The organism is Paenibacillus vietnamensis (assembly GCF_020169515.1).
Classification (GTDB): domain Bacteria; phylum Bacillota; class Bacilli; order Paenibacillales; family Paenibacillaceae; genus Pristimantibacillus; species Pristimantibacillus vietnamensis.
The window spans coordinates 213,107-231,463 of record NZ_JAHMHW010000007.1 but is presented as its reverse complement, the minus strand read 5'-3'; the positions used below and the strand labels follow the sequence as shown (position 1 = coordinate 231,463).

At 56.1% G+C, this 18,357-nt stretch carries 10 protein-coding genes; 5 read left to right on the top strand and 5 right to left on the bottom strand.

The window, feature by feature from the left end; translation table 11 throughout:
• Positions 1 to 161: 161 nt before the first annotated feature.
• The 4 genes from KP806_RS16230 to KP806_RS16215 all read left to right on the top strand — a co-directional run bounded on the left by KP806_RS16230 (position 162) and on the right by KP806_RS16215 (position 5,666).
• Positions 162 to 1,220, top strand: coding sequence for a galactose ABC transporter substrate-binding protein (locus KP806_RS16230; protein WP_224724754.1), 1,059 nt, complete (start codon positions 162 to 164; stop codon positions 1,218 to 1,220).
• A gap of 171 nt (positions 1,221 to 1,391) precedes the next feature.
• Positions 1,392 to 2,948: a sugar ABC transporter ATP-binding protein gene (locus tag KP806_RS16225; protein WP_224724753.1), complete on the top strand. Its 1,557-nt coding sequence runs from the start codon at positions 1,392 to 1,394 to the stop codon at positions 2,946 to 2,948.
• Positions 2,926 to 3,945 carry a galactose/methyl galactoside ABC transporter permease MglC gene (mglC, locus tag KP806_RS16220; RefSeq protein WP_224724752.1) on the top strand — a complete coding sequence of 340 codons (1,020 nt, stop codon included), beginning with the start codon at positions 2,926 to 2,928 and terminating at the stop codon, positions 3,943 to 3,945. The genes KP806_RS16225 and mglC overlap by 23 nt, the downstream gene beginning before the upstream one ends.
• Before the next feature lie 167 nt (positions 3,946 to 4,112).
• Positions 4,113 to 5,666: an ATP-binding protein gene (locus tag KP806_RS16215; protein WP_224724751.1), complete on the top strand. Its 1,554-nt coding sequence runs from the start codon at positions 4,113 to 4,115 to the stop codon at positions 5,664 to 5,666.
• A gap of 485 nt (positions 5,667 to 6,151) precedes the next feature.
• On the opposite strand, the gene hflX is transcribed toward KP806_RS16215, so the two are convergent.
• The 3 genes from hflX to KP806_RS16200 all read right to left on the bottom strand — a co-directional run bounded on the left by hflX (position 6,152) and on the right by KP806_RS16200 (position 12,395).
• A complete protein-coding gene (gene hflX, locus KP806_RS16210) occupies positions 6,152 to 7,426 on the bottom strand; it encodes a GTPase HflX (RefSeq protein ID WP_224724750.1) in 1,275 nt (424 codons plus the stop codon).
• Between the two features lie 767 nt (positions 7,427 to 8,193).
• Complete coding sequence (locus tag KP806_RS16205) at positions 8,194 to 11,118, bottom strand: DEAD/DEAH box helicase (protein WP_224724749.1); 2,925 nt, start codon at positions 11,116 to 11,118, stop codon at positions 8,194 to 8,196.
• Positions 11,115 to 12,395: a hypothetical protein gene (locus tag KP806_RS16200; RefSeq protein ID WP_224724748.1), complete on the bottom strand. Its 1,281-nt coding sequence runs from the start codon at positions 12,393 to 12,395 to the stop codon at positions 11,115 to 11,117. The genes KP806_RS16205 and KP806_RS16200 overlap by 4 nt, the downstream gene beginning before the upstream one ends.
• A 403-nt stretch (positions 12,396 to 12,798) precedes the next feature.
• Here KP806_RS16200 and KP806_RS16195 point away from each other — a divergent pair, with 403 nt between their 5' ends.
• Positions 12,799 to 16,320, top strand: coding sequence for a CheR family methyltransferase (locus tag KP806_RS16195; protein ID WP_224724747.1), 3,522 nt, complete (start codon positions 12,799 to 12,801; stop codon positions 16,318 to 16,320).
• Here the strand turns inward: KP806_RS16195 and KP806_RS16190 are convergent.
• The gene (locus tag KP806_RS16190) at positions 16,298 to 17,326 is read right to left on the bottom strand and encodes a bifunctional glycosyltransferase family 2/GtrA family protein (protein WP_224724746.1); all 1,029 of its coding nucleotides are present in this window, start codon (positions 17,324 to 17,326) and stop codon (positions 16,298 to 16,300) included. The two genes, KP806_RS16195 and KP806_RS16190, sit on opposite strands and share 23 nt — an antisense overlap.
• A gap of 18 nt (positions 17,327 to 17,344) precedes the next feature.
• Positions 17,345 to 18,355, bottom strand: a complete 1,011-nt coding sequence (locus KP806_RS16185; protein ID WP_224724745.1) for a phosphodiester glycosidase family protein — start codon at positions 18,353 to 18,355, stop codon at positions 17,345 to 17,347.
• Positions 18,356 to 18,357: the final 2 nt, after the last annotated feature.

The following is an 18,357-nucleotide window of genomic DNA, read 5'->3' as shown; positions in this document are numbered from 1 at the left end:
TGTTATCGATGCCGGAGCGAATTGATGAGAATTTCGATAGAAAGCATGAGAATATTGAATTCGAATCGGAACGGATATCAGGCATAATGACGGTACACGGTGATGAGCGGCGCGGGGCTGCGAAGCATCGGAAACCGATTGAACCAGGGAGGTCCATGTATATGAAAAAGAAGTGGATGCTTATGCTTATGACGGGAATCATGCTGACGGCGGCGGCTTGCGGAAATAATGGCGGCGGTAACGCGAACAGCGGCGGCGCCGGGAACGGGAACGGAGAGGATGCCGGCGGCACACCGCAGGTCGGGGTGGCCATTTATAAATTCGACGATACGTTTATGACCGGCGTGCGTAACGCGATGTCTGACTATGCCAAGGGCAAGGCGGAGCTGGATATCGTAGACAGCCAGAACGCCCAGCCGACGCAAAACGAGAAAATCGATTTGTTCATCTCGAAAAAATACGATTCCATGATTATCAACCCGGTTGACCGCACAGCTGCGGGCGTCATTATCGATAAAGCGAAGGCGGCGGATACGCCGGTCGTGTTCCTGAACCGCGAGCCGATCGCCGAGGATATGAACAAATGGGATAAGGTGTATTATGTCGGAGCAAAAGCGGAGGAGTCCGGTACGATTTCCGGCCAGCTGATCGTCGATTACTGGAAGGCGAATCCTTCCGCGGACAAGAACGGCGACGGCAAGCTGCAATACGTCATGCTGCAGGGTGAGCCGGGCCACCAGGATGCCGAGCTTCGCACGAAGTTCTCCGTGCAGGCGATCCAGGATGCCGGCATTGGAGTGGAAGCATTGGCCGAGGATACGGCGATGTGGGACCGCGTCAAGGGCCAGGAGAAAATGCAGACGTTCCTCGCCTCCCATGGCGACAAAATCGAAGCGGTTCTTGCGAACAACGACGATATGGCGCTAGGAGCGATCGAAGCTTTGAAGGCCGCCGGCTATTTCAAGGACGGCAAGTTTGTTCCGGTCGTAGGCGTAGACGCGACGGCTCCGGCGATTCAAGCGCTGCAGGACGGCACGCTGCTCGGCACGGTGCTTAACGATGCCAAGAGCCAAGGCGCCGCTTCCGTAGCGATAGCGACCGCGCTCTCGAAGGGCGAAACGCCGACGAAGGACAATACCGGCTTCGATATTACCGACGGCAAATATGTATGGATCGCGTACAAGAAAATCACCAAGGACAACATTGCCGACGCGCAATAAAGAAAGCTTGAACGTAAGGGGCAGCGGCTTATCGGCAGCGTTGTCCCTTTATTTTGAAAAAATTCTTTCGTTTGAGCTTATCAAGGACTGATATTTCACCGCGAAACGAGCTGTTGCCGCCAGAGGACAGTGACAGCCGTTTACGCTTGGCCAAAGTGGAGGGATTCGAAAATGGCGGAGCAAAACGTGCTGGAAATGAGGGGAATTTCGAAGGCTTTCCCCGGCGTACAGGCGCTTAGCGGCGTTACTCTTAAAGTAAGGCCGGGAACGGTTCATGCCCTCATGGGAGAAAACGGGGCGGGCAAATCGACGTTAATGAAATGTTTGTTCGGCATTTACAAGCCCGACGAGGGCGAGATTTATTTGAACGGCGCCAAGGCGTCCATCAACAGCTCGAAGGATGCGTTAAACAGCGGGATCTCCATGATTCATCAGGAGCTGCATCCGGTCCCGCACCGGAATGTTATGGAGAATATTTGGCTCGGGCGGTTCCCGGTGTCCGGCTACGGACCGTTCAAGCTGGTCGACGAAAAACGAATGTACCGGGATACGCTGGATTTGTTCCGCGATCTGGATCTCGACATCGACCCGCGGGCCCGTACGGGTTCGCTGTCCGTGTCGAAGGTCCAGTCGCTGGAAATCGCCAAGGCCGTCTCGTTCAACTCGAAGGTCATCGTCATGGACGAACCGACGTCCTCGCTGACCGGCAACGAGGTAGAGCAGCTGTTCAGCATCATCAACCGGCTGCGCAAGCGCGGCGTATCCATTATTTATATATCGCACAAAATGGAAGAAATTTTGCGCATATCCGACGATGTGACGATTATGCGCGACGGCAAATACGTCGGCACGTGGCCGGCGGCCGAGCTGACGACCGATCTGATCATTACCCGCATGGTGGGCCGCGACCTGACCGAGCGGTTTCCGGAGCGGACTAACGTGCCCGGAGACACGCTGATGAAAGTCGAGGGCTTAAGCTCGCCTAATCCGAAGTCGTTCCAGAACGTCTCGTTCGAGCTTCGCAAAGGAGAAATTCTCGGCGTCGGCGGACTGGTCGGCGCCCAGCGCACGGAGCTGGTCGAAGCGCTGTTCGGGCTGCGCGCCGTGACCTCCGGTCAAATTTCCATTCACGGCAAGCCGGTTAGAATCAAATCGCCGGCCGACGCGAAGAAGCATAAGATCGCGCTGCTGACGGAGGAGAGGCGGGTCACCGGCATTTTTCCGGTGCTGTCGGTTTACGAGAACACGATTATCGCGAATCTGGGGCGGTACGAGAACCGTGCCGGACTGCTGAACGAGCGGAAGGGCAAGGAGGAAGCGCAGCGGAACGTCGAGAAGCTGAGGACGAAGACGCCGTCGGTGAATACGCAGATCCGCAATCTGTCGGGCGGCAACCAGCAGAAGGTGCTGCTGGCGCGCTGGCTGCTGACGGAGCCTGATATTTTGCTGCTGGATGAGCCTACGCGCGGTATTGACGTCGGCGCCAAATACGAAATTTATACGATTATTACAGAGCTCGCCAAGCAGGGGAAAAGCATTATCATGATTTCCTCCGAAATGCCGGAGCTGCTGGGCATGTCCGACCGGATCATGGTGATGAGCGAGGGCCGCATGACGGGAATCGTAGAGGGCAGCGGGGCAACGGAGCAGGAGATTATGCGGCTGGCCGCGCAGCAAAGGCCGGCACATACAGGAGGGGTAACGAATGAATACGCAAGCCATCGTTAGAGTAAAAGATTATTTGGCGCAGCGGGCCATCTTTGTCGTACTGATTCTGCTGGTCATCGGGATCGCGGTTGCGGATCCGCACTTTCTGGCCTTTTCGACGCTGCGCGACATTATGCAGCAATCTTCCACGAGACTGATCATCGCCCTCGGCGCGGCGTTCATCCTTATCACCGGCGGCGTCGACTTGTCCGCCGGACGCGTCGTCGGGCTGACGGCCGTCATCTCGGCTTCCATGCTTCAGATCGATACGTATGCGAGCCGGTTTTTCCCGGATCTTCCGCATCTGTGGGTAGGCATCCCGATTCTGATCGGCATTGCCGCCGGTCTGCTCGTCGGGCTTGTGAACGGCTTCATTATCGCCAAGTTCCATGTGCCTCCTTTTATCGCGACACTGGGCACGATGGTCGGCATCTACGGCGTCAACTCCATTTATTTCGACATGGAGCCGAACCAGTCGCAGCCGATCGGCGGCCTGCGGGCGGATTTCACCAAATGGGGCTCCGGCTTCATCGATCTGGGCGGCGGGTATTCCATCCCATATATCGTCATTGTCGCGATCGCCGTCGCTTTGATCTGCTGGGTCGTGTTCAATAAAACCCGTCTCGGCAAAAACATGTACGCCATCGGCGGAAACGTTCAGGCGGCGCATGTCTCGGGCATTAACGTAGCACGCAATCTGATCGCCATCTATGCGATTTCCGGCGCGCTGTACGGCCTTGCGGGCGTTCTCGAAGCGGCCAGGACCGGCGGAGCGACGAATAACTACGGCAATATGTACGAGCTTGACGCCATTGCGGCCTGCGTTGTCGGCGGCGTGTCCACGGCGGGCGGCATCGGCACGGTGCCCGGCGTCATGGCGGGCGTCCTGATCTTTGGAGTCATCAACTACGGCTTGACGTTTATCGGCGTGAGCCCTTACTGGCAGCTTATCATTAAAGGCCTCATTATCGTAGCGGCGGTTGCCTTCGATATCCGCAAGTACATGGCGAAAAAATAATCCGCCGCTTACAAAAAAGCCTGGATTTTATTCCGTTTACGCATGTCGAATTCATAAACTTCCAGTTGATTCTTGTCATAATGATGTTAAACTGATAGCAACAATTTAACAAAAAAGATGCCTGTTTGGGCATCTTTTTCGCCGTTTCTTATAAAGGAGACTCTTGCATGAGCATGTTCGTTAAGGCAGCCAGGAATCGGAATAAGGTCTTCTTATATTTGATTGTTGTCGTTTTGCCGCTTTGCTTATTCAGCTATACATACCTGCAGTACCGGATGAATGTCGTTCAGGATGTGCTCGAGGAAGTGTCCAGCCGGAATACGATGATTCATGCATTGAACATTGAAAGCTTTATGAGCTCGACGATCGGCAGGCTGGAAAGTCTGGCCATGATGCTCAGCTATCAGTCGGAAGCGGACCCGGCCGTCGAAGAGCTGCTGCTCGCTACGCACGAGAAGGATCCACGGTTTTCCGGTTTCTATTGGACCGATGTGAGCGGCGAAATTCTCCAAAGCTCCAATCCCCTTCCCCAAAAAATCAACCTAGCGGACCGCGATTATTTTCAGAGGGCGCTGCTAACCGGGAAAACCCAGGTATCGGATGCCCATCGCGGCAGGGTAACGGGCAGGTACGTTTTTTCGATTGCAACCCCCACCATGGATAAGTCCGGAGCCGTCAAAGGCGTGCTCGTCGGCAGTATTCAACTTCATATCATGAAGCAGTCGGTCAACCAGCTGGTCGGCGAGGAAGTGGTGCAGTTGATCGACGACAAGGGGGAAATCATATTCCAGACGCCGGAAAACGCTCCGAACCACCGCTGGGTGGCAACGGACATTCAGCTGGATGCGGTTCCTTGGCGGGTCAATTCGATGATCCGATTGGATACCAGTCAGCAAGTCGTAAAGCCGTTTATTAAAATGCTGATCCTGTTTCTATTGCTGACGCATGCGGTGTTTATGCTGATTCAGTCACGGATGTCCAAACGGAAAATCGCACGGGAGCTGAACCAGATCGAGGCGGACAAGCTGAAGCTGGTCGGCATTATTGCGGCGGGCACCGCACATGAAATCCGCAATCCGCTTACGGGCATCAAGGGCTTCATCACCCTGCTCAGCAAAAAATATAAGGACGAGAAGGATCAGTATTATTTTGAGCTTATCCAGTCCGAGGTCAATCGCATCAATGCGATCGTTAGCGAGCTCCTTATTATAGGAAAGCCCGGCGGAGCGGCGGAGGAAGCGATCTCCGTGGGCGAGGTGTTGTCCGAGATGATCCCGCTCATCGAGTCGGAAGCCAATCTTTATAACGTTGAATTATCCGTTCAGCTGACAAGCGAGCCTGTCCACGCCGTCATCGCCCGCGACCATCTGAAGCAAATCGTTCTGAATTTGGCCAAAAACGCCCTGGAAGCAATGGAGACGCAAGGCAGCCTTTCCATCAGTCTGGGGCGTACCCCGGAGCATGTAAGAATCAGGATCAAGGATACCGGACCGGGAATGTCGCCTGAGGTATTGAGGGGGATCTTTATTCCTTTTTTCACAAGGAAGGAGAACGGAACGGGTCTCGGGCTATCCGTCTGCAAACGGATATTGGACAACTGCGGCGGCGAGCTGCTGGTCGACAGCCGGGAAGGCGCCGGGACCGAGGTGACGATCCAGCTTCCGGCGGCCGGCAGCGATCCGAAACGGCTGGAGCATGCGGAGTTCGGAAAGGGCGAGTAATATCCCCATTTTTGAGGTTGGATACAATAATGGAGATGTGTGTTTGGAGTAACTGGATTTTGTGCTGTTATTTAGGCCAAGCGTCGGATGGGATGCGAACTAACGGGATTATCTACAGTAATATTCCGGTTTTTCGGCGAAATGATGATTAAAGGCAGATTTATATACAAGAAATCCAGTTAAAACGCAGGATTGACCCAAAATGATGAAAACAACTGTAGAAAATCCATCTATGCGAACAATGCTGCAAGGATGGAGCATCAGGTTGAAGCGGAGTACGGTACTGCAAAGGATAGAGTGTCAATTTGAAACGGTGTACGATGCTGCAGTGCTGGAGAATCAGTAAAAGCCGCTTTTCGCACACATTGAACGATAAAAGAGACCCCGGGAGGTCTCTTTTATCGTTTTCGGCAGGGTTCCCGTAGCCCAATCGGCAAGTCACGAAAGCGCGAACTGGCCTCAATCAAGCCTTCAGGTCCGCAATTTTAAGACAGAACAACAAAATCGTTCCGGTACTTCTCGAAATCGGCCGTTTTGCATTCCAGCTTCAGACGGGTGCCCTCCGGCTCGTAGCTCGTTTCCTGTACATGCGCATGCTCGTTAAAGTAGGACACCAGACGCCCCTGCTCGAACGGGATCAAAATTTCGCATTCGATGTAGTCGTTGAAAATATGGCCGCGAATCAGCTCGATCAGCTCATCCAGCCCCTTATTTTCCCTTACGGACAAGTAGACGCGGTCCCCTTCCGTCTGCGGGTAAGGGTGGTCGGTCAAGTCGCATTTGTTGAAGGCGAACACTGTCGGGATGTCCAGCGCCCCCAGCTCCTTCAGCGTATCGTTCGTAACGGAGATCAGCTTTTCGTAATCTTCATGCGAATAGTCGACGACATGCACCAGCAAATCCGCCTCGGTTACTTCCTCCAGCGTGGAGCGGAACGCTTTGACGAGATGGTGGGGAAGCTGGCTGACGAAGCCGACGGTATCGGTAAGCAAAAAAGACTTGTTGTTCGGCATATCGATGCTCCGGACCGACGTTTCCAGCGTTGCGAAAAGCATGTTTTTCACAAACACCTGCTTGTCGGTTTGCGGATTAAATTTCTCGAGCAGCGCGTTCATCATGCTGGATTTGCCTGTGTTCGTATACCCGACGAGACAGACGACGGGCATCTCGTTTTTTTGCCGCTGCTTCCGCTGCACTTGGCGGCGGGCGACGAGCTTCTCCAGCTCGGCCTGAAGCGCCGTAATCCGCTCCTCGATCCGCCTGCGGTCCAGCTCCAGCTTCGTTTCGCCGGCGCCTCTGTTCTTCAGCCCGGTTCCGCCTCCGCCGCCTTGGCGGCCTAGCGACGCTCGCAGCCCGACGAGCCGCGGCAGCGTGTACTGAAGCCGGGCGACCTCCACCTGCAGCTGCGCTTCGCGCGTCTTGGCGCGTTCCGCGAATATATCCAGAATCAGAATCGTCCGGTCAATGACCGTCCGCTCCAGGGAAGCTTCCAGGTTGCGGATTTGGGAGGGCGACAGCTCGTCGTTGAAAATAACCATGTCCGCGTCGTGCCCCTCGGCGAGCGCGCGCAGCTCCTCCAGCTTGCCCGTGCCGATATAATGGGTCGGATTGACCCGGGGAGCCTTCTGGCTCAGCTCGTCAATCACTTCAATCGAGCAGGCGTCGGCCAAATTGCGCAGCTCCTGCATCGAATAAGGGAAGTCAGTCTGATTTTGCAGTTCAACCCCAACTATAATTGCAGTTTGTTTCGTTTGTTCCATACCATCATCATCCTCTACGGGTTATTTGAAATGATAAGAATTTATAAGTTTTACATCTGTAAATTGCCTTATCATTCATCGCGAAACGTATATGCTTAGCCTCCAAAGGACGGCTTCCGCCGTTTACGCTTGTAAAACAAAAAACACGGGCATGTCTGCCCGTGTTGACGGTTGCTCGCGAGAGGATATCAGAAAGCTCCGGAAGGAAGATGCTTCCTCCCGGCAGGCTCCATGCTAAAGGCAAATACGACCGGGGGTAAATTCCGAGCGTCCCGTCGTATGTTCAACAATTTGGGTTACCTTTAAAATGGACAGACCTATCCTGAGTCCTCTGCGCGCAGGCAGAGCTTTGGCGCTATTCAATTAGCCGCGCAAAGACCTAACTCGGATAAAGTCTATCACACGTAACCCTCCGTTCCTGTAAAGTAGCTACAGTGTAGCATAACCGTTTGTCCCAATTCAAGGGCAGTTAGCGCCCCATTGCTGCAGCTCCGTATGTGATCAAATGGATTTTCTCCAGTTATTATCACCTTTTTCGGAGAAACCGGAAATTTAGCTGGATTTCTTGTATTTAAATTTCCCTTAAGTCGTGGTTTCACCGAAAAATCGAAGTATAACTGTGGCAAATCCCGTTATTTTGTCCACACCCCGTCGTTTGGCCTAAATAACAAAATAAAATCCAGTTACTCGAACACGCTGCTCAACATACACTTCTATACGCATCCAAGATATACATCTAATTCTTTGGCGTATAAGCGGACTGAAAGTTAAAACTGCTGTCGCAGCGCGAACAGCTCGTGAAGCGCTTCGGTGGACAGCTCGGTAATCCAGCCCTCGGAGCCGGCAATGACGTTGTCGCTCAGCTGCTGTTTGTTGTCCAGCATTTCATCGATCCGCTCTTCAAGCGTGCCGAGGGCGATGAATTTATGCACTTGAACGTCGCGGGTTTGGCCCATGCGGTAAGCGCGGTCCGTCGCCTGGTTCTCCACGGCAGGGTTCCACCAGCGGTCAAAATGGAAGACGTGGCTCGCCGCCGTCAGATTCAGGCCGACGCCGCCCGCCTTAATCGACAGGATGAACACGCCAGGCTGCTCGCTTGGCGGCAGCGAGGCCGATTGGAACCGCTCGATCATGCGGTCGCGCGCGGACTTCGAAGTGCTGCCGTTCAAATAAAGGACAGGCTCCTGAAGCTCCTGGCCCAGCACCTTCTGCAGCATTTGCCCCATGCCGACGTATTGGGTGAAGATCAGGCACCGGTCGCCCTCTTCCCGCAGCTCCTTCACCATGGCCAGCAGCCTCTCGAGCTTGGAGGAGCGGCTGACGAGCGTCTCCACATCCAGCGCGCCCTCCGGCGCCGCCGCAATTTCCGCGGCCGCTTCCTTCGAGAGCAGCACGGGATGGTCGCATAGCTGCTTGAGCGTGGTGAGGGCGGAGAGGATCGCGCCTTTGCGCTCAATTCCCTCCAGCTTAGACATCCGCTCCATCAGCTCGTTGACCGTCTGGTTATAGAGCGCTCCCTGCTCGGCCGTCAGGTGGATATAGGTTTTCATTTCGTTTTTCTCCGGCAAATCGAGCTGGATCGACGGGTCCTTCTTTTTGCGCCGAAGCATGAACGGCTTGACCAGCCGCTTCAGGTCGGCCGTTCGTTCGGGATCCTGTTCTTTCTCGATCGCGTTTGCGAACCGGTTCGCAAATCCGTTGGCGGTTCCCAAATAACCCGGATTAATAAAATCGTAGATCGACCAAAGCTCGGACAGCCGGTTCTCGATCGGGGTGCCGGTAAGGGCTACGCGGTGCTTGGCTGTCAGGCTCCGGACGGCGGCGGACTGCTTCGTCTGCGCATTCTTGATATTTTGCGCTTCATCCAGGCAGATGGCGGCCCAGACGGTTTCCTGCAGGAGCTCCTGATCCAGCGCCGCCGTCGCGTACGAGGTGAGGACGACGTCCGCCGCTCCGAGCGACTCCAGAAACGCTTGCCCTCCAAGGCGCCGGCTGCCATAGTGCAATGTGACGTTCAGCGATGGCGCAAACCGTCCCAGCTCCTTCTGCCAGTTGCCCAGCACCGATGTCGGGCATACGATCAGGCTCGGAGAAGACGTCCCGCCGGCCGTCTCCTTTATATTCAGGAGGTAGGCGATCAGCTGCACGGTTTTGCCGAGCCCCATATCGTCGGCAAGGCAAGCCCCGAGACCGAACCGCCGCAAAAAAGACAACCAGGCATAGCCGTCCTGCTGATAGGAGCGCAGCTCGGCATCCAGGCCGGCCGGAGCCGCCAGCTTCGGCCATTCGGACTGTCCGCCGAGCTGGCTGACCAGCTTCTTCAAATGCCGGTTTAGCTCCACCTCCATCCGGAAGCGGGCCTCGTCATCCTCCTCGTCCTCCGTTTCCGCCCCGCCGCTGCCGGAATCGCCGCTGCGGTCCAGCAGATGCAGCTGAAGCACGTCCTGAAAGGACAGACCCTGCGAGCTGTCCATCGCGGCCATCGCTTTGCGGATTTGCTGCAGCAAAGCGGGGTCAAGCGTAATCCACTGTCCGCGGAACCGGATCAGCCGCTCGTTACGGGCTGCGAGCTCGGCGAATTCCTCCTCCGTCAGCTCCAGGTCGCCGATGGCGACGCGCCAATCGAAGTCGACGATCGAGTCGAGCCCGAACAGAGAGCCCGATTTGCCGCTGCCCGCATCGGGACTGAGCTTGGCGCGCAACCGGGGTTTCTTCCGGCGGGCCGCCTCCCACCAGGCCGGGAGCAGCACCTGCCAGCCGGCCTCCAGCAGCCGCTGGCTGTCCGTCTTCAAAAAGCGCCATGCCGCCTCGTTATTTAGCAGGCCGTGCAGCGCATCGTCGTTTGGTCCGCCATAATAAACGGCGGGCAGAAGCGCGCGCAGACTATCGAGCCAGCCGCTCGAACGGCTGGCGACAAAGGCCGTCCATCCGGCCGGCCACGAGCCGAATGCCTCGCCGCGCGAAGAAATCCGGACGGGAGCAAGCATGGATTCGTCGTGCTTATCCTGCAGCACGAGCTTAAGCTCCCAGCTGCCGTCCGCATCTTCGGGCTCAATCAGCTGCAGAACAGGGCGGAACGGGGCGGCGTCGGCCGTCCAGCCGACCGCGACCAGCCAGGCCTGCTCATCGATGCCGGCAGGTGGGGTGTGCCGGGCGAACAGCCGCGGATATTCCCTCCGCAGATCGGCATCCGCCGCTTCCGAGCCGTAATGCCGCTCGAATACGGCGGCCGAGAAAGCGGCGCGCAGCGCTTCCGCAAAGCCGGCCTCCTCCTGCTCCAGCGCCTTGCCAAGCGCCGACGCGGCATTCCAGCTCCACTGCAGCTTGCCGGCCCGGAACGCGTCGAAGCTGGGGACGTATTGCCGTTCCTCAATGGCGGCGGCCAGCTGCGGCGCAAGCCGGAGAAGCGGCTCCGCCTGTCCTTCCCAATTCCAGGCCACGTGCTCAAGCAGCTTTAGTTCGGCGAAGAACGGAAGGACCTGCTCGGCGGGCAGCAGAACGAGATCGATTTCGTCCGTCTGCCGGATTTCCAGCTCCGTTCCATAGAAAGATGCTTCATGCCAGGCAAACAAGCGCTGCTTCAACACAAGGCCGCTTAACGTTTCACCGTCCCCCGTGTGCCCGTAAAGGAGCGCATCGCCGTAGGAAGTTAAATTCAGCCGAATGTGACAGGCTCTCATAGATATGGTCATTCGATCAGTTTTCCTTTTCTCATTTCTTCATGAAGCGCGCGAAGCCGGCTGTGACGGTTCAGGAAGGAATCGAGAAACCGTTCCCAGTCCGCGTCCCTTTTCATTTTTTTGTACAGCTTCGCCAGACGCTTGAGCAGCTTGACCGCCAATTTATAGCCGTCGCGGCTTTTGGCGGCCACATGGCGCTCGACAGCCTGATGATAGTAGGGGAGCAGCAGCTCCGGTTCGTATTTCTCAATCGGCTTATACGTATCGGCGCGGAAATCGAGCGGCTCGCTGCCGGTGCTAAGCTGAATATCCATCCACTTCCGCCATTTTCCAAGCTCGTACAGCTTGTTCATATATAGAGTTTTGGAGGCGGGGTACAGGCTTTCCAGCGTGCGCCACATCGCTTCCTCCGTGTCGGGCAGCTGGCGGATCACTTCATCCCAGTAAGCAAAAAAAGGAGTCAACGCCCGCAGGCTCCGCCCGGCAAAGAGATGAGCCGTGTCCGTCAGCCATTGCGCAAGCCTTCGCCACTGCTGCGTCCGGGACAGCTCGTTTAAGTATTGAAACAGGCGGGCCTCGTCGACGGGGTGCTTCTCCGCCAGCCGTTCCAGCAGGGAAATCGCTTCGCTGTCACGAGACAGGCCGAACAGCATACTGCTCTGGGCCGACAGCAGGTTGTATTGGTTTATGCCGGACGGCTTATTCCCGGCGGCTTTCAGCAGCCGGTCGAGCTCCTCGGCGCAGGAGCCGGCGTCTCCCGTCAGCGGGGCGATCCAGCCCTCCCACAGCCGGATATAGGTCTGGAAGAAAAAATGGTCCGGATCGGGCGCATCCGCCAGCATCTCCGTACGCATGACGGCCAGCGTATCCATGAGGAGCGGCAGGCATCCTTTGAGCTCAGCGGAGTTATGCCCTTCCTTTAGAATTTCTCCCATATCCCGGACAAGGCCGCTTGCCGCCTCGCGGGTATGATAGCCCACGAATTGACGGCCGCCGGCAATCTCCCCTTGCGTATCGGGCAGCGGCTCGCGGAGCAGCTTTTTCAGCAGATAATGGTAAGCGTTCAGCTTGACTGCAGCGAGTACGGCGGCAGGGAGCTCCGGCACGGCGGGCGCAAGCGTGTTAAGCACATCGCTCACATAACCCGAATTGCGGGTCTGTCCGTCAAACGGCTTCGAGCAGAGGGCGAAAAATGCCCGCCAATCGGATACGCTCATCCGATTCAGAAGGCCCGCGCGCTCCCGCAGCCGCAAATCGTGATCGTCATACTTGGATTCTATAGTAGACATGGCAAGCCATTCTCCCATGATGGTATAGTCGTGCAAATTGCAGCCTAATTATATCATGATTCATGCCGCATTTTTTAGGATCGGAATTCGGCTCAGGTTTAGTCAGTTTTACCGCCAGCCGTTTATGCTTGGCCGATTATGGGGGTTTTTGTCGAATTTGACGACCTTCCCGCACTCGGTCTAATATAAAAGATATTATAGGCGGATAGGGAAATTAATAGAATGCTGCAAGCGTAAACGGCTGACGCTACGCACGAACCGTTAGCTGCATCTTTGCGCAGCTCGGTTCTGTGCCGTCCTTTGGCAGCAAAGCTCGTTTCGCGATGAAGTATAAGTCAAGTATAAATTGAAATTTATACTTTCTTATAGCAGCCTAACAGGTACGCCGCAGGAGGATTAGCTCATGTCTGAACGAGATCAGAGGATGCCATTGTGTACGGTAGGGGTAGACCTATCTGCAGGCGGCTCGGAAGCCTTGCAACAATTTTTTAATCACATGCCTTCCGATTCCGGAATTGCATTTATAATCGTTCACCAGGGAGTGTATGACAATCATAGCCTTATGGCGCAGCTTCCCGGCGAAGAGGGGAGAATGGCCGCTTCGGTGGCGGAGCACGGAACCGAGGCGGAGCCCAACCGGATTTATTTCATTCCGTCCCGGAAAAATATTACGGTCAGCGGAGGACGTCTCCTGCTATCCGACTCCAATCCGGCGCCGGGTCATCCTTCGCCGGCCGATCTGCTGTTCCGCTCGCTCGCGGCGGATTGCGGAGCCAGAGCGGCCGGCATCGCCCTGCCGGGAGCGTCCGTCTGCTGCAAACGCGGCTTGCAGGCGATCGAAGAGGCCGGAGGGCTGGCGATCGGGCCGGAAATGGCCGACGGCTTGCCGGTAAGCCTGGCTTTGACCGAAGGCGGCCATTTTGCGGCGGCTTCGCGTCAGTTCGCCGAGCGGCTGCTCGAGCATGCCGGCAAGTTTTTGTGTACCCGGACGACGGACCAGCTCATCCAGATCGTTCTGGACAAAATCAAGCAGGACAGCGGAATCGATTTCACCTATTACAAACGCAACAGCATGATCAGACGGATTGAGCGCCGCATGGGGATCAACAAGCAAGCGGGGCTTTCGGAATATATCGGGTATCTGGACGAGCATCCGGAGGAGCTTCAATCGCTGCGCAAAGATTTGCTGATCGGCGTCACCAATTTTTTTCGCGATGCGGAAGCTTTTGAAACCTTGTATGATAAAGCGCTGCCAATTTTGTTCGCCCAAAAGCCGCCCGAAAGCGAGATCCGGGTATGGGTGGCGGGCTGCTCCACCGGCGAAGAGGCTTACTCTATCGCTATTTTGCTGCGCAAGTACGCCGAGGAGTCCGGCTCCGCCCATTCCTTCAAAATATTCGCAACCGACCTCGATAAAGAATCGGTTGAATATGCGAGCCAGGGCATCTACTCGGACAGCATGGCTAACCATTTGACCGAGGAGGACATCGCCCGGTTTTTCGTGAAGGAAGACGGCATTTACCGGGTCAGCAAGGAAATCCGCAAAATGGTTGTGTTCGCGTCCCACAATATTATTAAAGATCCGCCGTTCAGCTGCCTTGATTTGATCACTTGCCGGAATATGCTGATTTATTTGCAAGCCGAGACACAGCAAAAGGTGCTGTCGATGTTCCGCTTCGCGCTGAACCCGGACGGATTCCTGTTCCTCGGGCCGAGCGAAACGCTGGGGCGTTCGACGGATCTGTTCGAGCCGTTCGACCGGCGCTGGAACATCTTTTGCCGCAAGGACGCCCGGCAGCTGCCGAAGACGCTGAGCTACGAGCGGAACGGACGCGCGGTGCGGCTCCCGGCCAGGCGCAAGGCGGATATGGCGGAGCCGTCGACTCCTGCGGGCCACGGCTTTAAGCGGCTGGAGGATTTGCATGCGACGATTGCCGAAGAGCATTTGCCGCCCGGCATGATCGTCGACACCAATAATGATGTTATCCACCTGAACGGCGACATCAACCCGTTTCTCATGCTGGCCAAGGGCAGGCCGAGCCTCAATTTATACAAGATGCTCGATTGCAGCCTGGCCGTCGCCGTCGCAGCCGCCATTCAGAAGGTCCGCAAGGAGAAGCGGGAGGTTGTCTACCGTTCCTTGAAGGTAAAAACGAATAGTGGCGAACAAATTATCGATCTGAAGATCAGACCGTTCTCCGCTAAAAACGCTGCCTTCGACAAATATGTGTTCGTCCTGTTCGAAGAGCCGGTGAAGCTGGCCGACGAGGCGGATGCGTCCCTGCAGTCCTTCGCGATCGAAAGCGATCTCCAGCATCGGATTTTCGAGCTGGAGCAGGAGCTTCGGCGCCTGGAGGAGACGCTGCAGGCGACGGTCGAAGAGCTGGAAACGTCGAATGAGGAGCTGCAGGCCGCGAACGAGGAGCTGGTCGTCTCGAACGAGGAGCTGCAAAGCACAAACGAAGAGCTGCAATCCGTCAACGAAGAGCTTGTTACGGTCAATGCGGAGTTTCAATATAAAATTCAAGAGCTGACCGACGTGAACAACGATATGTCGAACTTTCTGGTCAGCACGCGGATCGGCACGATCTTCCTGGACAAGCGGCTCTGCATCCGCAGGTTCACGCCGGCGGTCACCAGGGAATTTAATTTGCTTGAAGTAGATTACGGCCGGCCGATCGGCCATATTTCGCATAATTTTAAATATTACGATTTGATTAAGGATGCTCAGCAGGTGCTTTCCACGCTCGAGCCGCTCGAGAAGGAAATCCAGAACCTGGAGGGCAGCTGGTACCGGATGCGAATCCTTCCTTACCGGACGGAGGATCAGTTCATTAACGGAATCGTGCTGACCTTCGTCGATATTAACGATCTGAAGACCGGGAACGAAGAGCTGGTGAAGCTGTCTTATGCGATCGAGCAGAGCCCGAGCATGGTGGTCATGACGAATCTGGACGGCGACATCGAATATGTGAATCCGAGATTTACGGAAGTGACGGGCTGCAGCCTGGAGGATGTAAGCGGAATCAGGCTGAAAAGGCTCATTCTGTGGGATTCGATCGACGAGCCTTTCGAGTCCGTATCCAGGCGTATCCATGCCGGCGAGGTGTGGAAGGGCGAGCTGCAGTGCGTGAAGAAAAACGGCGACCTGTACTGGGAGTCGGTGAAATTCGTGCCGATCAAGAACAAGAAGGACGAGATCATCCATTTCCTGAAGCTGTCCGAGGATATCAGCAAGCGTAAGCATGCTGAGGAGCTGCTGCGCAAAACGGAGATGCTGTCCGCGGTCGGCCAGCTGGCGGCCGGTATCGCCCATGAGATCCGCAATCCGTTAACCTCGCTGAAGGGCTTTACGAAGCTGATCTCCGCGGGCGCGGGAAGTAAGGATTCCTATATTGAAATCATGCTCGACGAGCTTAACCGGATCGAGGAGATCGTAAGCGAGCTCCTCGTACTCGCGAAGCCGCAGGCGATCGATCTGGTCGCCAAACCGATCGAGCCGATTTTGCAGGACGTCATCCTGCTGCTCGATACGCAAGCCATTCTGAACAACGTGGAAATCGCTTCCGAGATCGAGGCCGGGCTGCCTCAGGTGATGTGCGTTGAAAATCAGCTGAAGCAGGTGTTCATTAACCTGCTTAAGAACGCGATTGAAGCGATGCCGGGCGGCGGTCAAATCGAGGTACAGGCGTTCCTCGACGACGAACGGAATCTCGTTATCCGGTTTTTGGACAACGGACCGGGCATTCCCGCGCATAAGCTGGCAAAGCTTGGCGAACCTTTCTATTCCACGAAGGAGAAGGGAACGGGACTCGGCCTTACGGTCAGCTACAAAATCATTGAAAACCACGACGGAACGATTCAGTTCGAAAGCGAGGAGGGGGCGGGCACAAGCGTCACCATTACGCTTCCTCCCGCGGGATAAAGACAAATCGCCTTTGGGCCCAGTAGCTGAACAGGAACAGCGAAGCTTCGGTGAGCAGCTTGGACAGAAGCAAAGGAAGATGGGCCAGCACATGGAACATGAGCATCAGCCCGTAATTCAGCGATAGGACGAGGGCGACCAGCGCGAAATATTTGGGCATCGACCTCTCGTGCCGGGATTGGCTTCCGCTGCCGAACACGTATTGCCGGTTCATGGCGTAGTTGAAGACGGAGCTCGCCGCCCGGGCGCCCCAGACCGCAAGCAGCAGGCTGGCGCTGAAGGAATGGATGAGCAGGACGAGCAGAAAATCGACCGCCGCAGACAGAACGGAGGAAGCGCTGAATTTCAGGAAGGGCAAATAGACTCTTGCCGAATCCGCGATCGGCCGGAAGTGAGACGATTCGTTGCGGTCCAGATAGACCGTATCGATCGGCACCTCATGAAAGCCATAACCGGCCTCCAGCGCCTCCAGCAGCAGATTCATCTCGTACTCGAATCGCTCCCCGGGTACCTGCAGCAGCCAGCCAAGCATTTCCGGCGAGTAGCCGCGCAGACCTGTCTGCGTGTCGTAAATCCGGTTGCCGGTGGCGGCCGCAAAGATGATCCGGGTGACGGCATTGCCGAAGCGGCTGCGCAGCGGGATGGAGCCCGTAAATCGGCGGCCGCCCAAAACGATATGCTGCGGATGCTCGCTGAGAGAGCGCGCAATGCGGATAATATCCTTCGGCAGATGCTGCCCGTCGCTGTCGGCGCAGACGATGCCTTCCGCCGTTTCTTTCTCCAGGAAGTAGCGGAAGCCCGTCTTGAGCGCGCAGCCCTTTCCCTTGTTCGCCGAATGTGTAATAAGGGTGCAGCCGAGCTCGCGGGCCTCCCGGAACAGATCGCGATAAGCGGCGCCGCTGCCGTCGTCGACGACAACGATGCTGAAGCTGCCGCTTGCCTGCAGCTGCTTGATCAGCCCGATCAGCCGTTCGTCTGGCTCGTAGGAGGGAATAAGTACGTTCATGGCTGTCAGCCTCCTTTGTTATGTTGGTTCCGCCAGGTAGAGAATATCGCTGACGCCGCGTTCCTTTTGCTTGCCTAGAGGATTGTTCACGACCCGGCCCATGAAATACATGGTGGACGAGCCGCCTCCGTCGAGGTTGTAGGCTTCCGTGGCGCCAAGTTCGGCAAACAGCTGAGCGAATTCGGTCAACGTCATTCCTTTGCTGTAATTTTCCATCCGGCCGTCGACGACGACGAAGACGAAGTGATTCGGGGCGATCATGCCGATACCCGTTCTGGGATTCGAGCTCTGGATCGACCGGTTGCCGAAATTGGTATCGATGCTGACCTGATCCAGATCGTCCGAGACCGCTCCGTCATCGACGAGGACGGGACCGAACGAATACGTATGCGAGACCTGCTGCGCGAGCAGCTCCGCCGAGGATACCTCCTCTTCGTTATAGGCCTGCATCGTGCCGTCCTGGAAGATCGCCAGGGCGTCGCGCGCCGGCTCGTCCCGGTACAATATGCCGTCCCGGATAATGACGCCGTTGCTGCGGAAGCCGTAGTAATCGCCGTTTATGGCGAAGATGGCATTGTTAGCGGCCGCGATGACGGACGTATTCTCGATAATATTGCGTCCGAAGGAATTTTTGGCGAATGCGGCTTTCAGGCTGGAGCTGTCCTTCAGCTGAACGTCAGCGACAAAATAAGTGATTTTATCCGAGCCGGAGCCGGTTTCGGCCTTTTCGACCGCTATGATGATGTCGCCGCTGTTGTAATTCCAATCATCTTGACTGACAGGAGCGCTTTCCGAAGCGCTCTTTTCTTTGTCATCGGCGTCGGCAGCGGTGCCGGCGGATTGCGTTGCGGGAACGGTAGCTTCGACATGCTCGATCAGGTAGCGGTCGGCCAGCTTATAGAGAATCAAGCCGACCGCCAGAAGCGTCGATGCGAGGATGAGCAGTGTTTTTTTCTTTCTGTTTAGCGGGGCGATTGTGATCAACTCCTTATGCAGTACGTGGTCCGACTTGCGTAAGGATATTGTCATAC

Coding starts and splice junctions, on each gene's coding strand:
- KP806_RS16230 (WP_224724754.1), top strand. CDS start 162: ATGAAAAAGAAGTGGATGCTTATGCTTATGACGGGAATCATGCTGACG.
- KP806_RS16225 (WP_224724753.1), top strand. CDS start 1,392: ATGGCGGAGCAAAACGTGCTGGAAATGAGGGGAATTTCGAAGGCTTTC.
- mglC (WP_224724752.1), top strand. CDS start 2,926: ATGAATACGCAAGCCATCGTTAGAGTAAAAGATTATTTGGCGCAGCGG.
- KP806_RS16215 (WP_224724751.1), top strand. CDS start 4,113: ATGAGCATGTTCGTTAAGGCAGCCAGGAATCGGAATAAGGTCTTCTTA.
- hflX (WP_224724750.1), bottom strand. CDS start 7,426: ATGGAACAAACGAAACAAACTGCAATTATAGTTGGGGTTGAACTGCAA.
- KP806_RS16205 (WP_224724749.1), bottom strand. CDS start 11,118: ATGACCATATCTATGAGAGCCTGTCACATTCGGCTGAATTTAACTTCC.
- KP806_RS16200 (WP_224724748.1), bottom strand. CDS start 12,395: ATGTCTACTATAGAATCCAAGTATGACGATCACGATTTGCGGCTGCGG.
- KP806_RS16195 (WP_224724747.1), top strand. CDS start 12,799: ATGTCTGAACGAGATCAGAGGATGCCATTGTGTACGGTAGGGGTAGAC.
- KP806_RS16190 (WP_224724746.1), bottom strand. CDS start 17,326: ATGAACGTACTTATTCCCTCCTACGAGCCAGACGAACGGCTGATCGGG.
- KP806_RS16185 (WP_224724745.1), bottom strand. CDS start 18,355: ATGACAATATCCTTACGCAAGTCGGACCACGTACTGCATAAGGAGTTG.